General features: G+C 64.2%; 20 protein-coding genes. 8 read left to right on the top strand and 12 right to left on the bottom strand.

Annotated elements, in window-relative coordinates:
- Positions 1-115: 115 nt before the first annotated feature.
- Positions 116-490 carry a hypothetical protein gene (locus CKO27_RS15515; protein ID WP_200375815.1) on the bottom strand — a complete coding sequence of 125 codons (375 nt, stop codon included), beginning with the start codon at positions 488-490 and terminating at the stop codon, positions 116-118.
- A 137-nt stretch (positions 491-627) separates the two neighbouring features.
- Here CKO27_RS15515 and metG point away from each other — a divergent pair, with 137 nt between their 5' ends.
- The 3 genes from metG (at position 628) to CKO27_RS15500 (ending at position 3,818) form a co-directional block, all read left to right on the top strand.
- Positions 628-2,673, top strand: a complete 2,046-nt coding sequence (gene metG, locus CKO27_RS15510) for a methionine--tRNA ligase (RefSeq protein WP_200375814.1) — start codon at positions 628-630, stop codon at positions 2,671-2,673.
- A gap of 80 nt (positions 2,674-2,753) precedes the next feature.
- Positions 2,754-3,164: a nucleoside diphosphate kinase regulator gene (gene rnk, locus CKO27_RS15505; RefSeq protein WP_200375813.1), complete on the top strand. Its 411-nt coding sequence runs from the start codon at positions 2,754-2,756 to the stop codon at positions 3,162-3,164.
- 48 nt (positions 3,165-3,212) lie between these two features.
- Positions 3,213-3,818 carry a Uma2 family endonuclease gene (locus CKO27_RS15500; RefSeq protein WP_200375812.1) on the top strand — a complete coding sequence of 202 codons (606 nt, stop codon included), beginning with the start codon at positions 3,213-3,215 and terminating at the stop codon, positions 3,816-3,818.
- On the opposite strand, the gene dnaB is transcribed toward CKO27_RS15500, so the two are convergent.
- The 6 genes from dnaB to CKO27_RS15470 form a co-directional block, all read right to left on the bottom strand.
- Positions 3,812-5,221, bottom strand: coding sequence for a replicative DNA helicase (gene dnaB, locus CKO27_RS15495; protein WP_200375811.1), 1,410 nt, complete (start codon positions 5,219-5,221; stop codon positions 3,812-3,814). The genes CKO27_RS15500 and dnaB overlap by 7 nt on opposite strands.
- Positions 5,222-5,399: 178 nt before the next feature.
- Entirely contained in the window at positions 5,400-5,852 is a 453-nt protein-coding gene (gene rplI / locus CKO27_RS15490) for a 50S ribosomal protein L9 (RefSeq protein WP_200375810.1), read from the bottom strand.
- A 48-nt stretch (positions 5,853-5,900) separates the two neighbouring features.
- Positions 5,901-6,806 (bottom strand): hypothetical protein, encoded by a 906-nt coding sequence (locus CKO27_RS15485; RefSeq protein ID WP_200375809.1) that lies wholly within the window; start codon positions 6,804-6,806, stop codon positions 5,901-5,903.
- 98 nt (positions 6,807-6,904) lie between these two features.
- Positions 6,905-7,129 carry a 30S ribosomal protein S18 gene (rpsR, locus tag CKO27_RS15480; protein WP_200375808.1) on the bottom strand — a complete coding sequence of 75 codons (225 nt, stop codon included), beginning with the start codon at positions 7,127-7,129 and terminating at the stop codon, positions 6,905-6,907.
- 50 nt (positions 7,130-7,179) lie between these two features.
- Positions 7,180-7,566: a 30S ribosomal protein S6 gene (rpsF, locus tag CKO27_RS15475; RefSeq protein ID WP_200375807.1), complete on the bottom strand. Its 387-nt coding sequence runs from the start codon at positions 7,564-7,566 to the stop codon at positions 7,180-7,182.
- 213 nt (positions 7,567-7,779) lie between these two features.
- Positions 7,780-8,193 (bottom strand): hypothetical protein, encoded by a 414-nt coding sequence (locus CKO27_RS15470; protein WP_242470938.1) that lies wholly within the window; start codon positions 8,191-8,193, stop codon positions 7,780-7,782.
- A gap of 294 nt (positions 8,194-8,487) precedes the next feature.
- Between CKO27_RS15470 and CKO27_RS15465 the strand changes: the two genes are divergently transcribed.
- Positions 8,488-8,685, top strand: coding sequence for a YgaP family membrane protein (locus CKO27_RS15465; protein ID WP_200375805.1), 198 nt, complete (start codon positions 8,488-8,490; stop codon positions 8,683-8,685).
- Positions 8,686-8,789: 104 nt separating this feature from the next.
- Here CKO27_RS15465 and CKO27_RS15460 read toward each other — a convergent pair whose 3' ends face one another.
- Positions 8,790-9,365 (bottom strand): hypothetical protein, encoded by a 576-nt coding sequence (locus CKO27_RS15460; RefSeq protein WP_200375804.1) that lies wholly within the window; start codon positions 9,363-9,365, stop codon positions 8,790-8,792.
- Positions 9,366-9,538: 173 nt separating this feature from the next.
- Between CKO27_RS15460 and CKO27_RS15455 the strand changes: the two genes are divergently transcribed.
- From CKO27_RS15455 to CKO27_RS15440, 4 genes are all read left to right on the top strand, one after another.
- Entirely contained in the window at positions 9,539-10,213 is a 675-nt protein-coding gene (locus CKO27_RS15455; RefSeq protein WP_200375803.1) for a Fe2+-dependent dioxygenase, read from the top strand.
- 224 nt (positions 10,214-10,437) lie between these two features.
- Positions 10,438-10,977 carry a glycine cleavage system transcriptional repressor gene (locus CKO27_RS15450; RefSeq protein WP_200375802.1) on the top strand — a complete coding sequence of 180 codons (540 nt, stop codon included), beginning with the start codon at positions 10,438-10,440 and terminating at the stop codon, positions 10,975-10,977.
- Between the two features lie 116 nt (positions 10,978-11,093).
- Positions 11,094-11,567, top strand: a complete 474-nt coding sequence (locus CKO27_RS15445; RefSeq protein ID WP_200375801.1) for a peroxiredoxin — start codon at positions 11,094-11,096, stop codon at positions 11,565-11,567.
- A gap of 100 nt (positions 11,568-11,667) precedes the next feature.
- Complete coding sequence (locus CKO27_RS15440) at positions 11,668-13,086, top strand: PhoH family protein (protein ID WP_200375800.1); 1,419 nt, start codon at positions 11,668-11,670, stop codon at positions 13,084-13,086.
- Positions 13,087-13,168: 82 nt separating this feature from the next.
- Here the strand turns inward: CKO27_RS15440 and CKO27_RS15435 are convergent, their stop codons facing one another.
- The 4 genes from CKO27_RS15435 to CKO27_RS15420 form a co-directional block, all read right to left on the bottom strand.
- Positions 13,169-13,507: a flagellar protein FliT gene (locus CKO27_RS15435; protein ID WP_200375799.1), complete on the bottom strand. Its 339-nt coding sequence runs from the start codon at positions 13,505-13,507 to the stop codon at positions 13,169-13,171.
- A 171-nt stretch (positions 13,508-13,678) separates the two neighbouring features.
- Positions 13,679-14,869 (bottom strand): patatin-like phospholipase family protein, encoded by a 1,191-nt coding sequence (locus CKO27_RS15430; RefSeq protein WP_200375798.1) that lies wholly within the window; start codon positions 14,867-14,869, stop codon positions 13,679-13,681.
- A 65-nt stretch (positions 14,870-14,934) separates the two neighbouring features.
- Positions 14,935-15,453: a hypothetical protein gene (locus CKO27_RS15425; protein WP_200375797.1), complete on the bottom strand. Its 519-nt coding sequence runs from the start codon at positions 15,451-15,453 to the stop codon at positions 14,935-14,937.
- Positions 15,432-15,740 (bottom strand): alkaline phosphatase family protein, encoded by a 309-nt coding sequence (locus CKO27_RS15420; protein WP_200375796.1) that lies wholly within the window; start codon positions 15,738-15,740, stop codon positions 15,432-15,434. The genes CKO27_RS15425 and CKO27_RS15420 overlap by 22 nt, the downstream gene beginning before the upstream one ends.
- Between the last annotated feature and the right edge of the window lie 15 nt (positions 15,741-15,755).

Here is a 15,755-nt window from a genome sequence, read left to right as displayed (position 1 = left end):
GCACAGGAAGAGGTCCGTAACCATGGCCACCCGAAGAAACAGCGCTGAGGACACCGATTCCGCAAACCGCATCAGCGGTTGTAACTGTTTGTTTTTAAAAATCGAGAGACTTATCTTAGTGCCATTCCCCCCAGGGGGCTTTTAGTAAAAGCGGTCCGAGCCAAGCCTGGCCGATGGTCATAAAGGGGAGCGGAAGCGCTGGGGCCAAGCCGGTGGTTAACACTTCGGCTTGAGGAGCATGCTGGTAGAGCAACCCGCTCAATGCGAGCCGATGGGCGCGCAACACCCGCCATCGCAGCCGCGCGGCTCGACCTTGGGCGATGATGCGATGACCTGCCTTCATGTCCTGATCCACGTTTTCCTGATCCGTTGCAAACGGTCCGTCCTTTAACATCATGAGGGACAGGGTTATCGGTCTGGCGGCGGATACTCGCACTAATTGTGGAAAAAAACCATTTTCTTGTAAGGCGAAGTGGTTGCTCTCTAACACGCCCCTCGCAAAAGCGTGAACTGGTTAACACTTTTGGGCAAATCAGTCCCTGTCAGCGCTTTTCCTCGCTGCATGGCTCGCGTCGCGCCGCCCGTGAGATACTGCCGCCATTTGGCCGAGACCATCCGAGCATCCCCATGAGCAATCCCCGCGACATCCTCATCACCAGCGCCCTCCCCTACGCCAACGGCCCCATCCACATCGGGCACCTGGTCGAGTACATCCAGACCGACATCTGGGCACGCTTCCAGAAGATGCGCGGCCACAACTGCTGGTACGTCTGCGCCGACGACGCGCACGGCACCCCCATCATGCTGCGCGCGCGCCAGGAGGGCATCACGCCCGAGGCGCTGATCGCGCGCGTCGCCGAGGAGCATCAGGCCGATTTCGCCGAATTCCGCGTCGCCTTCGACAACTATCACTCGACCCACTCGCCCGAGAACCAGCACTACGCCTCGCTCATCTACGAGCGCAATCGCGACGCCGGGCACATCGCCAAACGCACCATCACCCAAGCCTATGATCCGGTAGAACAAATGTTCCTGCCGGACCGCTTCATCAAGGGCGAATGCCCCAAGTGCGGCGCGGCCGATCAGTACGGGGACAACTGCGAGGTCTGTGGGGCCAGCTACTCGCCGGCCGAGCTGAAGAACGCGCGCTCGGCGATCTCGGGCGCGGTGCCGGAGCAGCGTGAGTCCGACCACTATTTCTTCAAGCTGGGCGATTTCGAGGCGATGCTGCGGGACTGGACCCGTGGCGGCAGCCTGCAAAAGGAGGTCGCCAACAAGCTCGACGAGTGGTTCGCGGCGGGTCTCCAGGAATGGGACATCTCGCGCGACGCACCCTACTTCGGCTTCGAGATCCCCGACCATCCGGGCAAGTTCTTCTATGTCTGGCTGGACGCGCCGATCGGCTACATGGCGAGCTTCCAGAACCTCTGCGACAGGACCGAGGGACTTAACTTCGACCACTTCTGGGGTAAGGACTCCACCGCCGAGCTGTATCACTTCATCGGCAAGGACATCATCTATTTCCATGCGCTCTTCTTCCCGGCGACGCTCGATGGGGCCGGATTCCGCGTGCCGAGCGCCATCTTCGCCCACGGCTTTCTCACCGTGGACGGACAGAAGATGTCCAAGTCGCGCGGCACCTTCATCAAGGCGCGCACCTATCTAGACCATCTCAACCCCGAGTATCTGCGCTACTACTTCGCCGCCAAGCTGGGTCCCAATGTCGACGACATCGATCTGAACCTGGAGGACTTCACGGCGCGGGTCAACTCGGATCTGGTCGGCAAGGTGGTCAATATCGCCAGCCGCTGTGCCGGCTTCATCGGCAAGCGCTTCGACGGACGGCTCTCGGGGTCGCTGTCCGAACCCGAGTTATTCGCGGATTTCGTCCAGGCCGGCGACTCCATCGCCAACGCCTACGAGAAGCGTGAGTTCAGCCGCGCGGTGCGCGAGATCATGGCCCTGGCCGACCGCGCCAATCAGTACATCGACGAGAAGGCGCCCTGGGTGGTGGCGAAACAAGAGGGTCGGGAGGCCGAGCTTCATGACATCTGCTCCATGGGCCTCAATCTGTTCCGGGTGCTGATCGGCTATCTGCGCCCCATCCTGCCCGGCATGGCGGCGGATTCCGAAGCCTTCCTAGAGGTCGCCCCGCTGACCTGGGAGGCGATCGCCGACCCACTGCTCGGGCATCGGGTCGCCACCTTCAAGCCGCTGATGACGCGCGTCGAGCCGGCGCAGATCGCGGCCATGCTAGAGGCATCGAAAGAGGATCTGACCGCGACGGCGACCACAACCGCCGCCTCGGACGAACCCAATCCGCACCTGACCCGCGATCCCATCGGCACACCGGTCGACTACGACACCTTCGCCAAGACCGACCTGCGCGTGGCGCTCATCCGCGAGGCCAAGCTGGTCGAGGGCGCGGACAAGCTGTTGCAGCTCACGCTGGACCTGGGCGGAGAGACCCGCAACGTCTTCGCCGGTATCCGCTCCGCCTATGACCCCAAGGATCTGGAAGGCCGGCTGACCGTCATGGTCGCCAATCTGGCCCCACGCAAGATGCGTTTCGGCGTCTCCGAGGGCATGGTGCTGGCGGCCGGGCCGGGCGGCAAGGATCTCTTCATCCTGAGCCCGGACTCGGGCGCGGAGCCGGGGATGAAGGTCAAATAGGCCGGCCCCCGCGAATCCCGACACCCAACCGGAGAATCTGGATGCGGACAGGATCCAGCCGTTACAGTTAAAGGCAGACCATGAACCCAAGACCCAAACTACTCATTTCCAAGCTCGACGCGGAACGACTCGAAAGACTGCTCGATTCGCTGCCTCGGGAGGCCCCTGGCCGGAGAGAACTGGAGGAGGAACTGGATCGTGCCGAGGTGGTGGATTCGCACCAGATACCGCCCACGGTCGTGACCATGAGTTCGACCGTCCGCTTCAAGGTCGCCTCATCGACCGAGGAATTCCGTCTGCGGCTGGTGTATCCCAAGGATCTGGATCCGGCGGGCGGAACCATTTCGGTCCTGGCGCCGGTCGGAAGCGCCCTGCTGGGCCTGCGCGAGGGCGACGAGATCGATTGGCCAAAGCCGAATGGAGAGACCCAGCGGGTCCGCATCGAGGAGGTACTCTATCAGCCGGAGCGCGCGGGGGAATTCCATCGGTGAAACCCAGGCTCCGGATCGGATGACCGATATCGAAACAGGAGACACCCCATGTCGATACAGCCCAAACCCTACTACAGCTTCGAGGACTACCTGGCCGCCGAACGCGAGTGCATCGACGAGAAGCATGAGTATGTCGCCGGCCAGGTCTTCGCCATGACCGGGGCGACCTACAACCACAACCTGGTCACCACGAATCTGGCACGGGAGCTATCCAATCAGCTCAAACCCCGCCCCTGCGTCGTCCTGGCCAACGACATGCGCCTGCGCATCCAGACCGCGGACGCCTGCACCTATCCGGACATCGTCGTCCTCTGCGACGAACCCGCCTTCCATGATCGACGCAAGGATGTCTTGACCGACGCCAGATTCGTGGCCGAGGTGCTGTCGCCCTCGACCGAAGGCTATGACCGGGGCGATAAGTTCGCCCTCTATCGCGCTCTACCGGGCCTTCGCCAATATGTGTTGATCGCCCAGAACCGCTTCGCCATCGACGTCTTCACCCGCCGGGATGACGGCTGGCTGCTGGAGGCCCATTCGGATCCCGACGCGCTGGTCTATTTCGAGTCCATCGATTGCCGAATCCGGCTCGGCGAGATCTATGACAAGGTCCGCTTCGAGAGCGAGGACGAGCCGGCCCGAACCGTCGATCAGTGACCGCCCTCGCCATAATAGTTGCCGATATAGTTCTCGAACTTGGTGTACTTGCCAAGAAAGGTCAGGCGGGTGGTTCCGATCGGGCCGTTACGCTGCTTGCCGATGATGATTTCGGCGATGCCCTTGTCGTTGCTGTCCTCGTGATAGACCTCGTCGCGATAGATGAAGACGATCAGGTCCGCGTCCTGTTCAATCGCGCCTGATTCGCGCAGGTCCGACATCACCGGCCGCTTGTTCGGCCGCTGCTCCAGACTGCGATTGAGCTGCGAGAGGGCGACCACGGGCACGCTCAGTTCCTTGGCCAGGGCCTTGAGCGAGCGCGAGATGGCCGAGATCTCGGTCGCGCGATTCTCTCCAACGCCGGGCGCCTGCATGAGCTGGAGATAGTCCAGCACGATCAGCCCCAGATCACCCTGTTCGCGCTTCAGTCGCCGGCAGCGCGCGCGTACCTCGGTCGGCGAGAGCGCGGGCGTGTCATCGATGAACATGGACGCGGCGGCCAGGATATTGACCGCCGAGGTCAGCCGAGGCCACTCGTCGTCCTCCAGCTTGCCGGTGCGGACGCGGTGCTGATCGATGCGACCAAGGGAGGACATCATGCGCATGGCGAGCGAGTCGCCCGGCATCTCCATGCTGAAGACGGCGACCGGACGCTTGGATTGGATCGCGACGTTCTCGGCGATGTTCATCGCGAAGCTGGTCTTACCCATCGAGGGGCGTCCCGCCACGATGATCAGATCCGAGGCTTGCAGACCCGAGGTCATCATGTCGAAATCCGTGAAGCCGGTGGCGACCCCGGTGATGGGTTCGTCACGCTGATAAAGCGCGTCGATCCGTTCGACCGCCCGTCCGAGCAGGATCTTGATCGGCTGGAAGCCACCCCCGCCGCGCGCCTCCTGCTCCGCGATGGCGAAGACCCGCCGCTCGGCGTCATCGAGCAGTTCCGAGGCATCCCGACCCTGAGGGTTGTAGCCGCTATCCGCGATCGCCGTGCCAGCCTCGATCATCTGGCGCAGCACCGAGGTCTGACGGACGATCCGCGCATAGGCCTTGATGTTCGCCGCGCTCGGCGTCTCGTTGGCCAGGGTGCCGAGATAGGGTAGCCCTCCGGCATCGGCCAGGCGCTCGGTGCGCTCCAGCGTCTCAGCCAGGGTGACGACGTCGAAGGGCTGCTCCTGCCCGGCGAGTTTGGCGATGGCACCGAAGATCAGACGGTGCTCGCGACGGTACAGATCGCCTTCCGTTACCATGTCCGCGACCCGGTCCCAGGCGCTGTTGTCGAGCATCAGGCCGCCGAGCAGGGATTGCTCCGCGTGGATATTGTGCGGCGGCACGCGCAGTTCATCGAACCCGGCATCCATGTCCTGGAGCGGCATCATCTCATCGACATTTGAATCGAACATGCTTCCCCGTGCGGACCCCGAGATCCGCGAATCGATCGGTCAAGTGGGACGTGTCGAGCGCCCTGGATGGCGCGGCCGGATGCGGGATACGAAGACCAGCCTGGGGAGGATTCTGGCCCGCTGGACCAGCGTGGGCAAGCGGGATGGGCGCCCCGGCGAAACCGGGACGCCTGGGGCATCAATTCTCGGGGACGATGTCGACTTTCAGTTGAGCGTCGACGTCCGTGTGCAGGTGCAGCGCGACTTCGTATTCGCCCAGGGCACGGAAGGGGCCGCCTGGGGGAAGACGGATTTCGGGCTTGGTCAGCTCGAAACCGGCCTGGATGGCGGCCTCGACGATATCGGCGGCACCCACCGAACCAAAGAGACGACCCTCGTCGCCAGCCTTGCGGGCGATGGTCAGACGCACTCCGGCGAGCTTGGCCTTGCGGGCCTCGGCCTCGGCCAGATTCTCGGCCGCGAGGCGCTCCAGCTCGGCACGACGCGCCTCGAACGCCTCAAGGTTCGCCGGGGTCGCCGCGACGGCGTAACCGCCGGGGAGCAGATAGTTACGGCCGTAGCCGGAACGAACCTTCACCTTGTCGCCGAGCAGGCCGAGCTTGCTCACGTTCTTCAGCAGGATGACTTCCACTTGTGTATTCCTCTCAACAATTCATCTGATGCCGTCGCCGGGGAGCGCTCAGCGCTGCCCGGAGACTCGTTGCGCGACGCGGGCGCGGATGTCAGCCCAGAGATCGACCAAGCCGATACTGGCCAGCAACAGGCCGGTCTGCGGCATGAATAAAACCAACAATAGGTAGAGCGCGACCAGCCAGCCCCGATGGACGGCCAGCAATCCCCTCAAGCCATGAACCACCGTCAATCCCTGCAGGAGCAGCAGAAACCCGAGCACGGGCGCCAGATCCAGGCCGATCCCCTTGGCGAGCAACCCCCAGCCCAAGAGGACCAGAAAAAGAATCCCCACCACCGGCCGGAGTCGCATGGCCCTGAATTCATCGCCGAAGCCACCGGGGTTATAGAGATGGGCCTGCCACCAGCGCGCGATGAAGAGGCTGACCAGGTACTGAAAGACCAGGGCGGCGGCGAAGGCTCCGGTCATCCATTTGGCCAACTGGCCGAACAGAACCTCGCTCGCGTCCGCGTCGAACAGCCCATCGCCAACCAACGACAGCCGCAGCGGCTCCATCAGTTGCCGCCAGTAGAGCGCCGGGTCGCCGACCGCCACATGGATGACCAGCACCATGACCAGGCCACCCAGGGCGGCCAACTGGACCGTGGTCGCAAGCGACCGGGTCGAGCGCAGAATATTGGCCAGACCCCAGATCGGCACCCAGAGGATGACCAGCAACCCGACCCCAACCCAGGCATTGCCGAGCGCCAGAAGGGCGATGAGACTCGCGGCCAGGGTGGCGAAGATCAACAGCAGAAGACCTTCGCGCTGTCCCTTGCGCAAGGTCACCAAGCCCACCGCCGCCGAGCTGAGGATCCCGATGAAGGGCAACAGCAGGGACAGCAGACCAGCAACCGTGGTTACCAGGGTCGCCTGCGAATAACCTCGCATGACGAAGTTCGCGAGCAGCTTCATGGTCGCGGATCGGACTCCGGGGTTGTCATCCCTACCGCCGGGAGACGGATACATCGGCGACCTCTCCCCCCGACTCGGGCGGATCGGTCGCCCCTGGCTCAATGCCCGTCGGTATAGGGCAGCAGGGCGAGGAAGCGGGCGCGCTTGACGGCCTGGGCAAGCTGGCGCTGGGACCGAGCCGAGGTGCCCGTGATGCGGCTCGGCACGATCTTTCCGGATTCACTGACATAGGCCTTCAGAAGGTTGAGATCCTTGTAATCGATCTCGGCGATACCCTCGGCGGTAAAGCGGCAATAACGTTTGCGGCGAAAAAAGCGGGACATGGTTTTCTCCGTGACTTGAGGCTTGAGCCGAAAGCTCGACTGACGATCGCTCAGTCGTCGCTGGCGTCGGTATCGGTATCCGAGTCGGCATCGGCGCTCTCGGGGCGCTCGCGCTCATCGCTGCCCTTGGCGAGCGGTGATGCCTCGGTGACCGCGGCGCCGCGGTGAATGATGAGGTTGCGCAGCACGGCATCGTTGAAGCGGAAGGTGTTCTCCAGCTCGTCGATGGCTTCCTGATCGCACTCGACATTCATCAGCACATAGTGCGCCTTGTGCACCTTGTTGATCGGGTAGGCCAGGGGACGGCGACCCCAATCCTCGGTACGGTGGATGACCCCGCCACGCTTCTCCAGGTTGCCCTGATAGCGCTCGATCATGCCGGGCACCTGCTCGCTCTGGCTCGGGTGAACCAGAAAAACCACTTCGTAATGACGCATTGCTGCTCCCTTCGGATTGACAGCCTCCCACCCGGATGGCGGTGAGGCAAGGAGTAACCCCGGATCGCGGGGAATCGCGCATCATACGTGAATCGCCTTGCCTGTCAAAGACCTGATTTGGCTTCGTCTTTTCAGCCCGGGCGTCACCCCCGGCGAAACCGCATCCGGTCACGGACGGGAATCGCGCGCTTCCCCGAGTCGCCAGGTCGGGCGTCAGTCGCTGGATTGAAGGCCGTTCAGACGCTCTCGCGCTTGATCGGCCGCTTCCTCGATGCCACGTCGGGCACGCTCCAGGAATTCGCGCCCCTGCTTCAGCATCACCTCCTTGACGGCCTCCGCGAGGAGTGGATTGGCGACCTCCCGGCCATTCAGCGTCATGCCCGAGGGCGAGGTCGAAAAGGCCGACAGGGGATCGGCGAGGGTCATGGCCGTCTCTTCGACCGCGTCGTAACGGTAGAAGCAGGTGGCATGCATGGGCTTGACCCGACCGTCGGCGGGATCCGCCGCCTCGAAGCTCAGATGGATGGCCAGCCGATCCAACCGGCGGGGTTCGGCGCGCGCCTCGCGCCAAACCGGAGTGGACGGCGCGTTCAGAAGGCCCGAGGCCATATCCTTGCAGAGAGTCACACGCACATCCTCGCCGGGGCTGGAGCAGCCGGCTACCGCGACGAAGACAAAACATAGGATCGCCAGACTCGGCGAACGGACAGACCTCGACCACTGGTGCGCCATGATTCAATCGCTCCTTTGGGACGGCGTGGGACGGACCGAAACGCCGATAAGGCATCGGTGGATTAACATATAGCAATCACCGGGATGATGAACGGGGAGTATACTGCCTCCGCGATACCCGAACGCCCTCCCCGAGTGACCGCCAACTCATTCGCCCCCCTTTCTTAAGCACAATCAGGAGCTTTAACCATGAATTTGCCAAAAAACGTCGGCGCCATGGACCGTAACATCCGCTTGGCCGTGGCCGGCGTACTGATCCTGGCCGGCCTCATGACCGGCAACATCATCCTGGACATTCTGGGTCTGATCATCCTCGCGACCGGCGCGATCGGGTTCTGCCCGGCCTACCTGCCGTTCAAGTTCAGCACCGTCAAGAAGTCGGACTGATCGCCATCCCTCGCCGAAGCCAGTCCGTCGGCGAGGACGGATCCCCTTGGCCATGGATGGCGCATCCCGAGCGATGCTCGCCAGGTCCGGTACCCGCCCCTACCTTAAGCCACACCCTCCAGTAGCGCCTCGTAGCGCGCCTTGAACGCCTCTTGGCGCAGACGCGCCGCCTCTCGTTCCGTCGCCGCCAGGGGAGAGTCCCGCCAGAGACTCGCGGCATGATCGAAAACGGAGAATCGATAGCCACGCCCCACCTTGAATACCTGAGTCACATCCTTGCCCGCCTGCTCCATCGCCTCCAGCTTGGTCAAGCCCGCCCCGGTCGACTGGATCGGCGCCGGAGCCGTCGCCGGGGTCCGTCCCATCAGAAACCCCGTGTTCTGAATCTCGCCCTGGATGTCCAACTCGACCGACTCCACGCCCGGCAAACGCGCCAGGATGTAGCCCGCCATCAGGGTTCCGAGCTTTTCGTTGCCGGCCTCCAGGGCCGTCAGCAGCTTGTCGGCGACGATCTGGCAACGCTGAATCCGGTCCGGGTTCTCGACCCAGTCGCGACTCATCCGCCAGCCGGAATCCATGTCCCGATCAAGCTGATCGAAATACCCTTGCGCCTCGACCAAAAGGGCATCCGGCACGTTGATCTCATAGCTCTGCTCGTCGATGATGGCCTTTAGAATCATGCGGTGCCTCCTCGTGGTGATGATATGGCCGAGCTTCAGCTTACGCGGATTGTCCAATGGCGCGCCATGCGGACGCCAGGATCGACGGCGCGCCGCGCGACACTTCCGCCAGCCGACCGCGAACACGAGCGGCCCGAGGCCCCGCCTCGCGGCAATCCAACCGAGACCCACCGATGCCCCTGACCATCCCTGAACTGCTCGACTCCGCCCAACTCGACAAGATCCGGGAAACCCTCGCCGGCGCGGTTTTCGTCGACGGGCGCCTCAGCGCCGGCTTCGCCGCCGCGCGCGTCAAGCGCAACGAGGAGCTGCAAGCGGATCCCGAGCGCCTGCGGCTTCTGATCCGCATCCTCATGGCGAGCCTCGGCCACCATCCGACCTTTCGCTTCGGCGTGCTGCCGCAACGGGTCGCGGATCCGATTTTCGCGCGTTACACGGCGGGCATGGCCTACGGCGATCATGTGGACGATCCCATCATGGGTTCTGGCGGACCGCGTTTTCGCAGCGACGTTTCCATGACGGTCTTTCTCAATCCGCCCGAGGCCTACGAGGGCGGGGAGCTGGTCATCCGCACCCCCTTCGGCGACCAGGAGGTCAAGCTGCCGGCCGGGCACGCGGTGGTCTATCCCTCGTCCAGCCTGCACCGGGTGGCGGAGGTGCGGTCCGGCGAGCGCCTGGTGGCGCTGACCTGGATCCAGAGCCATGTGCGCGATCCGGCCAAGCGCGAACTCCTCCACGAGCTGAATCTGGCGCGCGAGCACCTGCTCAAGACCGCGCCGGGCGAGGCCGCCACCGGTTATGTCGATCGCTCCTACGCCAATCTGCTGCGCCTCTGGGCCGATGTGTGAGGCCGATCCTCGCCGCTTCGCGCGTCCGCTGTAGAATGCGCGGCGCCTCGACGGGCGGGAGCGGCGAGGAGGCGCCAACGGAGGGACGGGGCGAGGATCCGGAGTCGTCGGGCACCTGACAGCCCCCCGCGGACGGTCCCGAGCGCGATGTAGCGGCCGGTTTCGCCATGCTACACTCGAACCATCAGATCCAATTTCCCACATCTCCGAACATCGGCAAGGACATGACCAGGCAGAAGACTTACCTCGTGATTTCGGCGCTGGGTGAAGATCACCCAGGCATCGTCAATCAGCTCTCCAAGGCCGTGCTGGAGCACGGCTGCAACATCGAGGACAGCCGCATGACGGTCCTCGGCGGGGAATTCGCGGCGATGCTCCTGGTGGAGGGTAAGTGGAATACCCTGGCCAAGATCGAGAACTCGCTTCCCGAGCTGGAGCGTCAGCTCGGCATGACCATCATCTCCAAGCGCACCGGCGAGCGTGCCACGGGACGCAACCTGCTGCCCTACGCCATCGACGTGGTCTCCATGGATCACCCCGGCATCGTCAACAACCTGGCGGGCTTCTTCGCCGAACGCAATATCAACATCGAGGACATGGCGACCAGCACCTATGCCGCGGCCCATACCGGCACGCCCATGTTCGCGGTGCACATGACGGTCGGAATCCCGGCCGACGTCCATATCGCCGGTCTGCGCGAGGAGTTCATGGACTATTGCGACGGACTCAACCTGGACGCGGTGCTCGAGCCGCTGAAGGGCTGAAACACCGACCTCGCTCGCCGATCGCTTTGGGTCCGGCGCCAGTCATCCCCACTTCAAGCAGCGAAACGGACGCCCGCGACCGACCTTCCAACTGTTGAATACCGGAGACAGCGACCATGGCCCCAGCGATCGGCGAGACCATCCCGGACATCGAGCTTCCGGCCACCGGCGGCAAGACCCTCAAACTCTCGGACTACCGGGGCCAGAACCTGGTGCTCTATTTCTATCCCAAGGCCAGCACCCCCGGCTGCACCCAGGAAGGACTGGATTTCAGCGCCGCGACGGACGCCTTCGCGGCCGCCAACACCCGCCTCCTCGGCGCCTCGCGCGACGGCCTCAAGGCCCAGGAGAACTTCAAGGCCAAGCAGTCCTTCCCCTTCGATCTGCTGTCGGACAAGGACGAGGCACTCTGCCGGGCGTTCGACGTCATCAAGCTCAAGAAGATGTACGGCAAGGAGAGCCTGGGCGTCGAGCGCGCCACTTTCCTGATCGATGCCGGGGGCGTCCTGAGGCGCGAATGGCGAGGAGTGAAGGTACCCGGCCACGTCGCGGAGGTTCTGGCCGCCGCCCAGGCCCTCGCCGCCGGATAACCCCGCTCCAGGCGATCGACCCCGTCCGGCCGGCGTGCGCGCCGGCTCCCCTCCTCCTCGACGCGCCCCAGCGGCACGGACAACCCGGTCCCGGAAGCCCATGATCAAACGCGAAAACGATAAGCCCTGCCTGTTCGTTCTGGACACCAATGTCCTGATGCACGATCCCACGGCCTTGTTCCGCTTCCAGGAGCACGACATCTTCCTGCCGATGGTGGTGCTTGAGGAACTGGACCGGTCCAAGAAGGGCCTGTCCGAGGTCGCCCGTAACGTCCGCCAGGTCAGCCGCTTCCTCGATCAGCTCATGAGCAACGCGGACAAGGAGGAGATCGACGCCGGTCTGCCGATCGGCCCCACCGCCGCGAACGGAGGCGGCCTCATCCTGCCCTCGACCGGTCGCCTGTTCTTCCAGACCGAGCAACTGGATCTGAATCTGCCGGCCTCCCTGCCCGGCACGATCCCGGACAACAACCTGCTCGGCACCGCCCAGGCCCTGCGCGAGCGGCGCACCGACCGCCAGGTCATCATCGTCTCCAAGGACATCAACCTGCGCATCAAGGCCGCCGTGCTCGGCATCCCGGCGGAGGACTATTCCAACGACCAGGTACTCGATGACGCCAACCTGCTCTACACGGGACTCGAGAGCCTCCCGGACGATTTCTGGGAGCACCACGAAAAGACCATCGACGCCTGGCGGGAAGAAGGCCGCACCTTCTATCGGGTCTCCGGACCCGACATCGCCGACTGGTATCCGGCCGAATGTCTCGCCATCGGCGAGGAAGGCGCCTTCGAGGCCATGGTGCGCGAGAAACGCTCCGAGACCGAGGCCATCATCGAGCTGGTCGAGGACTATCGCCAGATCCGCCACAACGTCTGGGGTATCAACGCCCGCAACCGCGAGCAGAATTTCGCGCTCAACATGCTGATGAATCCGGAGCTGGATTTCGTCACCCTGCTCGGCACCGCCGGCACCGGCAAGACCCTGCTGGCCCTGGCCGCCGGACTGGCGCAGGTGCTCGACCGCAACCTCTACCGCGAGATCATCATGACCCGGGTGACGGTTCCGGTGGGCGAGGACATCGGCTTCCTGCCCGGCACCGAGGAAGAGAAGATGACGCCCTGGATGGGCGCGCTCATGGACAACCTGGAGGTCCTGACCCGTCCCGAGGGCGGCGAGTGGGGCCGCGCCGCCACCAACGACCTGGTGCGCAACCGTATCCGCATCTCCTCGCTCAACTTCATGCGCGGGCGCACCTTCCTCAACAAATACATCATCCTCGACGAGGCGCAGAACCTGACCGCCAAACAGATGAAGACCCTGATCACCCGCTCCGGACCGGGGACCAAGTTCGTCTGTCTCGGCAACATTGGTCAGATCGACACGCCCTATCTGACCGAAACGACCTCCGGGCTGACCTACGTCGTCGACCGTTTCAAGCATTGGCCGCATAGCGGGCACATCACGCTCATGCGCGGCGAACGCTCCAGGCTGGCGGACTTCGCGTCCCAGGAATTGTGACGCCAAGGGGCATCAGGATCGGAGCCGGATGGCTGGAGTCCCCGACGACCTCGGGGCTCCCGGCCCTTGGTTCAGCCCAAGGTCAGCGCCGCCGATCCGTGTCGCCATAGGCCCGCCGCATGCGGCGGCTCTTCTCGACGCGCACCCCGGTTTGCGTCTGGGCGATCGCCTCGCTCAACGCCTGACGTCGCGCGCCGGCCAGCGCCGCGATGATCGCCTCCTGCCTGCGCACCTCGCGCAGCCGCTCCGCGTCCTCCCCGGTCAGGTCCAGTTTCCCGACCTGTTCGAGGATCCGTTCGACCAGCACGCGACGACGTTTCTGGAGTCGCTCCACCAGTTCCCAGTCATCCCCCAACGCGGCCTGTTTCATCTGATCCGTCGCCGCGATCAGATCCGCGATGCATTCAGCTCGATTTGGCATGGACGACCTCCAGTGGTCGCAGGCAAGGAGAACCGGCCTGGTTGTCATGTGATGATGGGCGGAACGAATCCCGGGACGATGCGGCAAGACTTGAAAGAGGCCGCCAAAGACGAGCGAGAAGCGCTCTCCGGAATCAGCCGGGGCGGTTGTCACGGGAGATCGGGATGCCTCTCAAAAGCCTGGTGGCTTTTTCTCCCAGGGATAGCCGCCAGCCGCCAGGTCGTAGCCGGTCTGGAACAAGGCGCGCATGAAATCGGTATCGAACTCCTCGCGGTGCGGGGCCTTGAAGCTCGCCGGGACATAGGCGAGGTTGAAATCCACGCCATCGCGTTGAGTGGTCAGGTAGATCCGGTAGAGGTCGCCGAGGCCCTGGGTATGAATGAGGGATGAGATCGACCGTCCGGCGATGCTCATGGTCCGGCGGTCGACTTGCGCCCATTCCGGATCCAGGCGTGCATTGCGGATGACGTAGACGCGGCGCTCACGCTGAACCCCGAGTTTACGGGCGAGGGTATCGACGTGAAGGGATGGCGGATAGACGAAGACCTGCGACATGGTGCCGCCGTCGACATGCATCTCCTGGTAGGCGCGCCCGTTGGCCTCGACATCGATCATGACCGGTGGAAAGGCGCCGGGAATGGAGGCGGAGGCGATCATCAGCGACCGGAACAAGTCGAGCGCATCGGGATGCTGGCTCGCGGCGATCTTGGTCAGGTTCCAGAGGACCGACTGGCGCGCATCCAGATCCACGGTGGCCACCAGCAGCAAGCGCCCTTTGTCGTACTCGCGCGCAATGGCGTCCAGCAACGACTGGTTGACCTCCCGGCTCACCAATTGCCAGAGCGGCGCATTGTCCGCCAGGGCGTCGCTCGTCACCGCCGCCAAGATCGAGCGCTGTTTCGCGATGTCCTTGGGGCCGGTGGTCGTGTAGAAGCGTTCGAGCGGCTTGTCGTAGGCCGGCCCCAGAAAGGCAAAGGGAGCAATGAGGGCGCCGGTGCTGACGCCGGTGACGAGCTTGAACTCTGGCCGATCACCCGCCGCGGTCCAGCCGTTCAGCAGCCCGGCGCCAAAGGCGCCGTTGTCGCCGCCACCCGAGACGGCCAGGAAGACCGCCGGGGGCAAGCCGCCACGATGACCGATGGACGCAAGGTGGGCCTGCTCGCGCCGCACCGAGGCAATCCCCTCGGCCTGGATCGCCGCGGTATCGATGCCGATCCGGTAGCGCACGTCGGCCATGCCGGGGATGACGGCCCGGTCGGTGAACGCGGCCGGGACGGCCTCCTTGCGAACCAGTCCCGCGCAGCCCTGGACGAACAGAACGGCTGTCATCGCGATCAGGCAGACGACGTGCTTCAAGATCATCTTGGTTCGCCTCCCGGGCGGTTGGATGTGGGTCATGGAATCATCGGGACTCCCACGATTCTCGGCTAATTCACCTCGACGGTCACCTTGGGAATGCGTCCGGTGAAGGCCGAGGCACGCTCGGCGCCGATCCTCTCGACGACGGGTGTGGCCAGGTCGATCCCGACGTCGGCGGTTTCGTCGGCGGAGAAGATTGCCGGCTGGGTCCGATCAATGTGTCCCTCACCGACCTTCCGGTCATTGACGTAGAGCGTCCCGTTGCCACCCTTGCCCGCGCCGCCGCCGTCATAGTCGAACACGAATCGGATGCTCGACTTGCCGGGTGCGAGCGGTTCGTTGGCCGCGACCGTGAAGCGTTCCAGACCCAGGAAGTTGTAGTCGTAGGCCGGGACACCGTCCTTGACATAGAGCGCCCAGTCGCCGAAGCGACCGCCCTGCGCCAGGATGATGCCGTTGGCGGTCGCGCCGTCCGGGATCTCGACCTCGGCGGTGAGGGTCTTGGATTTGTTCTTGAGGTTGATGAAGACGTTCTCGGTCATGCCGGTCATGCCCTCGGCCAGGGTCAGCGAGGTGCGCCCCGCCATGAGGTCGGAACGGCCGACGTTGGCGGGGACATGGACTCCAGCAGCCGGCCGATCTCGTGGTCGGTGTACTCGACGAAGGCGGCGAAGACCTCGGCCTGACGGCTGAACAGCCGCTTCTCATCCGCGCTCAGGCTGTCCCAGTCCTGGATCGCCTCGGGCTTGGGCGCCAGCACCGGGCCCTCGGGCACGACGCCGCGCACGATCTGACGCGCCAGGATCTCCTCGCGCAGCCGGTCCCAGCCCTGGTCGAATTTGCCTTCCCAGCGCGCGATCCACTCCTTCGGCACATGGTGCGGGGCGTG

Origin of the sequence: Thiocystis violacea, assembly GCF_016583575.1 — a bacterium.
GTDB classification, from domain to species: Bacteria; Pseudomonadota; Gammaproteobacteria; order Chromatiales; family Chromatiaceae; genus Thiocystis; species Thiocystis violacea.
The sequence above is the reverse complement of the archived record's forward strand: the minus strand, read 5'-3'. Positions and strand labels throughout refer to the sequence as shown.

Coding starts and splice junctions, on each gene's coding strand:
- CKO27_RS15450 (WP_200375802.1), top strand. CDS start 10,438: ATGACCAGGCAGAAGACTTACCTCGTGATTTCGGCGCTGGGTGAAGAT.
- metG (WP_200375814.1), top strand. CDS start 628: ATGAGCAATCCCCGCGACATCCTCATCACCAGCGCCCTCCCCTACGCC.
- CKO27_RS15485 (WP_200375809.1), bottom strand. CDS start 6,806: ATGAAGCTGCTCGCGAACTTCGTCATGCGAGGTTATTCGCAGGCGACC.
- CKO27_RS15440 (WP_200375800.1), top strand. CDS start 11,668: ATGATCAAACGCGAAAACGATAAGCCCTGCCTGTTCGTTCTGGACACC.
- CKO27_RS15460 (WP_200375804.1), bottom strand. CDS start 9,365: ATGATTCTAAAGGCCATCATCGACGAGCAGAGCTATGAGATCAACGTG.
- CKO27_RS15465 (WP_200375805.1), top strand. CDS start 8,488: ATGAATTTGCCAAAAAACGTCGGCGCCATGGACCGTAACATCCGCTTG.
- rpsF (WP_200375807.1), bottom strand. CDS start 7,566: ATGCGTCATTACGAAGTGGTTTTTCTGGTTCACCCGAGCCAGAGCGAG.
- CKO27_RS15435 (WP_200375799.1), bottom strand. CDS start 13,507: ATGCCAAATCGAGCTGAATGCATCGCGGATCTGATCGCGGCGACGGAT.
- rpsR (WP_200375808.1), bottom strand. CDS start 7,129: ATGTCCCGCTTTTTTCGCCGCAAACGTTATTGCCGCTTTACCGCCGAG.
- rnk (WP_200375813.1), top strand. CDS start 2,754: ATGAACCCAAGACCCAAACTACTCATTTCCAAGCTCGACGCGGAACGA.
- CKO27_RS15455 (WP_200375803.1), top strand. CDS start 9,539: ATGCCCCTGACCATCCCTGAACTGCTCGACTCCGCCCAACTCGACAAG.
- CKO27_RS15425 (WP_200375797.1), bottom strand. CDS start 15,453: ATGGCGGGGCGCACCTCGCTGACCCTGGCCGAGGGCATGACCGGCATG.
- CKO27_RS15445 (WP_200375801.1), top strand. CDS start 11,094: ATGGCCCCAGCGATCGGCGAGACCATCCCGGACATCGAGCTTCCGGCC.
- dnaB (WP_200375811.1), bottom strand. CDS start 5,221: ATGTTCGATTCAAATGTCGATGAGATGATGCCGCTCCAGGACATGGAT.
- CKO27_RS15430 (WP_200375798.1), bottom strand. CDS start 14,869: ATGATCTTGAAGCACGTCGTCTGCCTGATCGCGATGACAGCCGTTCTG.
- CKO27_RS15500 (WP_200375812.1), top strand. CDS start 3,213: ATGTCGATACAGCCCAAACCCTACTACAGCTTCGAGGACTACCTGGCC.